Here is a 6,180-nt window from a genome sequence, read left to right as displayed (position 1 = left end):
TCGCGATTATGAATTATTACCCGAAACATCAGAGACTTTTTTATATATTGCCATGATCCGCATTATGGTGAGGCGATTGGCATAATCTTTGACCTCTGAAAACTTTTCAAACATCCTCTGAGATTAATTCCCAGTAAACAGAAGTATTATCAACGTGGTCAGAGGGCTATGAGGCTTATTATGTCTGCATCGTAGCTCTTGTTGTCGCCCCGTCAGGCTAGTTAGATGTCTGTTTTAGAAAAATTTAGCCAATTTTTTTAAATGTAATTATTTTTTACATTTTCTGAGCGATGCCTCAAAACTAGTAATTACCTTGTCTTGGGAGTTGATTGGCAACTGCCAATTTTTTTGGAATCAGTTTCGGTAGTGGCATTGCCAGGATACACGCAATTCACCCAGATCCATTAGCTTTTTGGGTCTTACTTTTGCCAGATGCTTTGCTTTTAGCGATCGCGATCGCTGTATCAACTAAAGATAAGCTACGCTGCTCAATTTACAGATAAATCTTGCTAAACCCCATAACTACCACTTCCATAAGCAAGACCATTTTAGGGTCATAGCGTAAATTCTGCTATTTCGCCATAAGTTTTTTGATGAAAACCCTATAAATCAAGGCTAGATAATTTTTTGCTTTTTGTAACTATTTTATATTTTATTTATAAATAAAATAGTTATTTTATGATTTTTAAGGCTTTAAATGATTTTATAAAGATTATTTTTCGTGATTATTCAAATAAAGCTTTATTTACTCTGAATATCGCCCTAAAATATTTTAAAAACCCCTTTATTTTCAGTTTTATTTGAACAATAATGACACTCGAAGACCTCACACATCGCCGTCACAGACGGTGCTGCAAGTGTTTGAGCCAATAATAAAAAACCATAAGAGGCAAAAACAGTGAAATTAGCAGTTTACGGAAAAGGCGGTATCGGTAAATCTACAACTAGCTGTAATATTTCCGTCGCTTTAGCCAAGCGTGGCAAGAAAGTATTGCAAATTGGCTGCGACCCCAAACACGACAGCACCTTCACCCTTACCGGCTTCTTGATTCCAACGATTATTGACACCTTGCAAGAAAAAGACTACCACTACGAAGATATTTGGCCTGAAGATGTGATCTACAAAGGCTATGGTGGAGTTGATTGCGTAGAAGCTGGCGGGCCACCCGCTGGTGCTGGATGTGGTGGTTACGTAGTAGGCGAAACGGTAAAATTACTGAAAGAACTCAACGCCTTTGATGAGTACGATGTGATTTTATTTGACGTTCTTGGTGACGTTGTTTGCGGTGGTTTTGCAGCACCTCTTAACTATGCTGACTACTGCATCATTGTTACAGACAACGGTTTTGACGCCTTATTTGCTGCTAACCGCATCGCTGCTTCCGTACGAGAGAAAGCACGGACTCACCCACTGCGTCTGGCTGGGTTAATTGGTAATCGTACTTCTAAGCGTGACTTGATTGAAAAATACGTAGAAGCGGTGCCGATGCCAGTTTTGGAAGTCTTACCTTTAATTGAAGATATCCGCGTTTCCCGTGTTAAGGGTAAGACTTTGTTTGAAATGGCAGATACTGACCCCTCTTTGAATTACGTTTGCGATTATTACTTAAATATCGCTGACCAACTTTTGGCACTTCCCGAGGGTGTGGTACCGCAAGATGCCCAAGACAGGGAATTATTCTCTCTGTTATCCGATTTTTATCTAAATCCGAATAAACCACAGGTTCCTAATCCGGAAGAAGAATTAGACTTGATGATTGTATAAATCATTTTTTTCTCAGGATGAGAGTATGGCTTTCTTTTACAGTTTTACAGATTCGCTTAAGCAAAAGTGGTTGCAATTCTTTCAGAACAATCGCGACTGGATTAAGCTGCACATGCAGGTGGAATCAGTTTACACACCTGATGGTGGCAAGCGACCGCCTTCTTACCTCATCCTGGGAGTGGCTAACGCGCTGGAACCGAAGCTAGCGCAGTTGATGCTACCTTTCTCCAAATTGAATCCTGATGCTGATACCCTAGTTGAGGTGCTGGATTTAAATTTCGATCCAGACATTGCTCTGGGGAACCACATTCCCAAAACAGAAGGATCGCAACAAGACTATGAGTCAGCAGCCATCATAGAAGAAAAATCCCATGATGAAACATTAACAACATCCGAGAAAAATGGTTTTGGGAAAGATGCCATTGCTCACGATTTGGAAGTAACCTACAACCATGAAGAAACCCTCATGGTTCCTGATACGATGTTGCGGGATGAACTGAGGGCAATGGCTACGGAAACCCTGAGTAGTATGGAGGACGATAATTCTTCGCCTCAAAATCCCAACTCAAAAAATGAGTTCCAGCAAATGCACGAAACAGATGCAGCTGACGAGTTTGGTGATATTTCCTTTGATGGGATCAAGGAAGTAGATAACACAATTTCCGCTGTACCTAACGAGAATGGATTTGCTGACGTGTTATCAGATGTTTGGGGTAATGAGACAGCTTCTTTTAAGGGTGAAGCAAATACAGATATTTTTTTAGGGGAAGAACTGTCAACTAACGGTTTGGACGACTCGGAAATTGCCAGTCTTTTCCCCAACACGTAAATGCAGAGTTAGGAGTTTGTCTTTTGTCCTTTGTCGGAAGCAAATGACAAATGACAAATGACTCTTAACTCCTAACTTTAAAAATCATGGGGAGAAAATACTAAAATGACTCTTGCTCAACCAGAAGCTTTAAATTTTGAGTGTGAAACCGGTAACTACCACACTTTTTGCCCAATTAGTTGTGTGGCGTGGTTATACCAAAAAATTGAAGATAGCTTCTTTTTGGTAATTGGTACAAAGACTTGTGGCTACTTCCTGCAAAACGCGATGGGGGTGATGATTTTTGCGGAACCCCGTTACGCGATGGCAGAGTTGGAAGAGGGGGATATTTCAGCACAACTGAATGATTACGAAGAATTAAAGCGGCTGTGCTTGCAGATTAAACGCGATCGCAATCCTAGTGTAATTGTGTGGATTGGCACTTGCACCACCGAAATTATCAAGATGGATTTGGAAGGCTTGGCTCCCAAGCTAGAATCTGAAATTGGTATCCCCATTGTCGTGGCTCGTGCCAATGGTTTAGACTATGCTTTCACCCAAGGGGAAGACACGGTGTTAGCGGCGATGGCTGCACGTTGTCCGGATAAGGCCCCTGTGGTAGAAGCAGATAAAAACGAGCGTAACGCGATTCAAAAACTGCTCAATTTTGGTAAGAAGAAAGAAGAAGTCGCCCAAGAAGAATCCGAGTACGTAGATCACCCACCTTTGGTACTATTTGGTTCTCTCCCCGACCCCGTAGTTACTCAACTCACCTTAGAACTGAAGAAGCAAGGTATCAAAGTTTCTGGCTGGCTACCCGCCAAGCGCTTTACAGAACTACCTGTAATTGAAGAAGGGTATTATGTTGCTGGTGTCAATCCCTTCCTCAGCCGCACCGCTACAACCTTAATGCGGCGTCGCAAGTGCAAGTTAATTGGCGCACCTTTCCCCATCGGCCCTGATGGTACTCGTGCTTGGATTGAGAAAATTTGCTCGGTGTTTGGCATTACCCCGAAAGGTTTGGAAGAACGGGAAGCCCAAATTTGGGAAGGCTTGGAAGAATACGTCAAACTGATTCGTGGCAAGTCTGTATTCTTCATGGGTGATAACTTGCTGGAAGTTTCCCTAGCACGTTTCTTGGTGCGCTGCGGTATGACCGTGCATGAAATTGGTATTCCCTACATGGACAAGCGCTACCAAGCTGCTGAGTTAGCTTTGCTGGAGAAGTCTTGTAAGGAAATGGGTGTACCCATGCCAAAGATTGTTGAGAAGCCAGACAACTACAACCAAGTCCAGCGGATTTATGAGTTACAGCCTGATTTGGTAATTACTGGTATGGCTCATGCCAACCCGTTGGAAGCACGCGGTATCAACACTAAATGGTCTGTAGAGTTTACTTTTGCTCAAATTCATGGCTTTACCAACGCCCGTGACATTCTTGAGTTAGTAACTCGTCCGCTGCGTCGGAACAACAGCCTAAAAGATTTGGGTTGGGATAAGTTAGTGAAGGAAGAAGCCAAGATTTAAAGATTTCCACCCTTGGCTGAGGATATCACTCTTTGTACTTTTTTGTCTGTAGATAAACGAACGGGGCGAATCGCATTAAACAGCGATCGCTCTTTTTTATGAACTGTAATGGGTTTACTTTCTTCACAATTTCCTCATATTGATTTCGTATTCTATAGAAGTGGAGGTATTGTGTTTATAAGCTCTTTATAAACTCTCTCCTACCCATCGAGGGAGGTGAGAATATGTTGACAAATCAAAAGTTTTTGAATTTTGCTCTTGCTGGTATAGCAGCATTGAGTAGCATTCTAGCTACTAGTAGCCGAGTTCAGGCAGAGCAAAGCTTTAATAGGATTAGAGTAGAGACAGATTCCGCAGTAGTGCGTATTGATGGTAGGTCGAACGATCGTCGCGATCGTCGATATTGTAACTATGTTAATCGCCGAACTCTAGCACAAATATGGGAAAGCAGACGGTGGCAACGTTACAATAGATGTGTTCGCCACAATCACCCGCGGCGCTGCCAATACATTCTTCGGGAACGAAACCCTTATCATAGATATCTTTGGTATTAGAAATACCATTCTCTCACTGTTAACCAACCGACAAGAGGATAAAATTTGTAACCCATCGGCGATCGCTCTCGCAGCGACTCCAATCAGTTCGATTACTAGCCAGCCAAGCAGCCTCATAGTTACTCCCTAGTTGATTCATCTACTTCTATCCCTAACTCTTGGCGGAACTGTTGCATTATCTTTTCAAGTAGGTTTTCGTAAGCTTCTTTATTTTCTTGATTGTGATTGATAATCCATCGCCTAAGTTCGTCTTTGGATATTCCTTCTTTCTGTTGTTCATCTGCCCATTGTTTCAGTTGTTCACGCGAACTAACATCAATTAGTCTTAGCTGACTCTTTCCAAGCTCATAGCTTTCAAAGGATTTTAGAATTCTTTGCAGTTCATCATAGTTATTTTTATCGAGTAATAAGTGTCCCTCGTTAATATCTAAGCGAGTCTCTTTTAGCGTTTTTGCAAATAAAAAAATATTTTCCTCTGAGACTTGTTTCCATAATAAATCTCCAGCAGTCTTTACTTTCTGTAGACTGCTCCAAACTCTCATGTAGAGTTCAAATCGACTCGCCGAAATTCGTTCCTTTTTTGACCTTTCCAATTGAAGTGCGTCTTTTAATAACTCCAGTTCTTTTTGATGTTGGTTTCTCTGCTTTTCTAGTTGTATTTGTCCAAAAAACCAAAGCATCCCACCACTGCCAAGCAAGGAACCTAAAAGTGCTGGTATAGCATCTTTTATGAAACTACCAACACTATATGTTTCTTTAGCGAGAACCACTGACTGGGATGAATTATTTTGACTGGGGCTAGAAATAACAACTGGTGTCGGAGTGATAGAATTGTTTGGCGTAGCAATGGTTAAAGCAGGAGAAAGTACCAGCACCGTAGTGATTCCAGCAAATCCAAAACTGACGATTTTAGTACAACCGTGCATATTGATCTTTGAGGACATAGGATTTCATGAAATACTGAAAGCGATCGCTCTCTTTACATATCAATAACACCAGAGCGATCGCACTTTTTCTATGTAGGGTACAGGGAAAAAAGTAAAAGGGGAAAGGAACCTCGCGATCCCGTTGGCAATAGTTTGATTATTTACTTCCACCTGCCGACTTAGCAGCCACAAACCAAAATGGCCCTGTTTCGGTGCATTTGTTGTTTTCCTCGATCTCGTAGACTACTATTCCTTCTTTTGACAGAGTTAAGGCCTCTCCCAATTTGATGTAGAAAATAAAGGGTTCAAGATATTTAACTGCTGGATCGTAGTTACAAGTTGGCAAGACTTTTTCTTGGAAGTACTCGTAGCCTACATCTTCCACGCTTTCATAATATCGGATAGTCAAATCGTTTAAATCTTTATCGGGAAAGTGCTTTTTAATTTGTTCGCTTAAATAACTGGGAATTTTTGTAGTTGGGTCAAGTAGTGTTCCGGTTTTCATAACGTCTTGCTCCTTGCTTCTGGAAACTGCTACTTTTGGGTGTAATTCGCTCTGCAAATAGGAGTCAAACTAGCCGAGTTTCTCTCACTTTGCTG

Annotated in this window: 7 protein-coding genes and 1 pseudogene; 6 read left to right on the top strand and 2 right to left on the bottom strand. The window is 41.6% G+C overall.

Features of this window, described 5'->3' with window-relative positions; all coding sequences use genetic code 11:
* From HXY43_RS15315 to HXY43_RS15290, 6 genes and pseudogenes are all read left to right on the top strand, one after another.
* A pseudogene (locus tag HXY43_RS15315) lies at window positions 1-85 on the top strand (IS5/IS1182 family transposase); the annotation flags it as partial.
* Between the two features lie 244 nt (window positions 86-329).
* The gene (locus HXY43_RS15310) at window positions 330-503 is read left to right on the top strand and encodes a hypothetical protein (RefSeq protein WP_290884259.1); all 174 of its coding nucleotides are present in this window, start codon (window positions 330-332) and stop codon (window positions 501-503) included.
* 395 nt (window positions 504-898) lie between these two features.
* Window positions 899-1,765 (top strand): ferredoxin:protochlorophyllide reductase (ATP-dependent) iron-sulfur ATP-binding protein, encoded by an 867-nt coding sequence (gene bchL / locus HXY43_RS15305; RefSeq protein WP_290884257.1) that lies wholly within the window; start codon window positions 899-901, stop codon window positions 1,763-1,765.
* Between the two features lie 25 nt (window positions 1,766-1,790).
* Window positions 1,791-2,594, top strand: coding sequence for a DUF5331 domain-containing protein (locus HXY43_RS15300; protein WP_290884255.1), 804 nt, complete (start codon window positions 1,791-1,793; stop codon window positions 2,592-2,594).
* A 105-nt stretch (window positions 2,595-2,699) separates the two neighbouring features.
* Window positions 2,700-4,100: a ferredoxin:protochlorophyllide reductase (ATP-dependent) subunit N gene (locus HXY43_RS15295; protein ID WP_290884253.1), complete on the top strand. Its 1,401-nt coding sequence runs from the start codon at window positions 2,700-2,702 to the stop codon at window positions 4,098-4,100.
* A gap of 224 nt (window positions 4,101-4,324) precedes the next feature.
* Entirely contained in the window at window positions 4,325-4,654 is a 330-nt protein-coding gene (locus tag HXY43_RS15290) for a hypothetical protein (protein WP_290884251.1), read from the top strand.
* Between the two features lie 119 nt (window positions 4,655-4,773).
* Here the strand turns inward: HXY43_RS15290 and HXY43_RS15285 are convergent, their stop codons facing one another.
* Together HXY43_RS15285 and HXY43_RS15280 are read right to left on the bottom strand one after the other, a co-directional pair.
* Window positions 4,774-5,598, bottom strand: coding sequence for a hypothetical protein (locus HXY43_RS15285; RefSeq protein WP_290884249.1), 825 nt, complete (start codon window positions 5,596-5,598; stop codon window positions 4,774-4,776).
* Between the two features lie 139 nt (window positions 5,599-5,737).
* On the bottom strand, window positions 5,738-6,085 hold the full coding sequence (locus HXY43_RS15280) for a hypothetical protein (protein WP_290884247.1): 348 nt from the start codon (window positions 6,083-6,085) through the stop codon (window positions 5,738-5,740).
* Between the last annotated feature and the right edge of the window lie 95 nt (window positions 6,086-6,180).

This window comes from Fischerella sp., from assembly GCF_013388695.1.
Classification (GTDB): Bacteria; Cyanobacteriota; Cyanobacteriia; order Cyanobacteriales; family Nostocaceae; genus PCC9605.
Note: the sequence above shows the minus strand (reverse complement) of the source record. Positions and strands in the feature narration are given on the sequence as shown.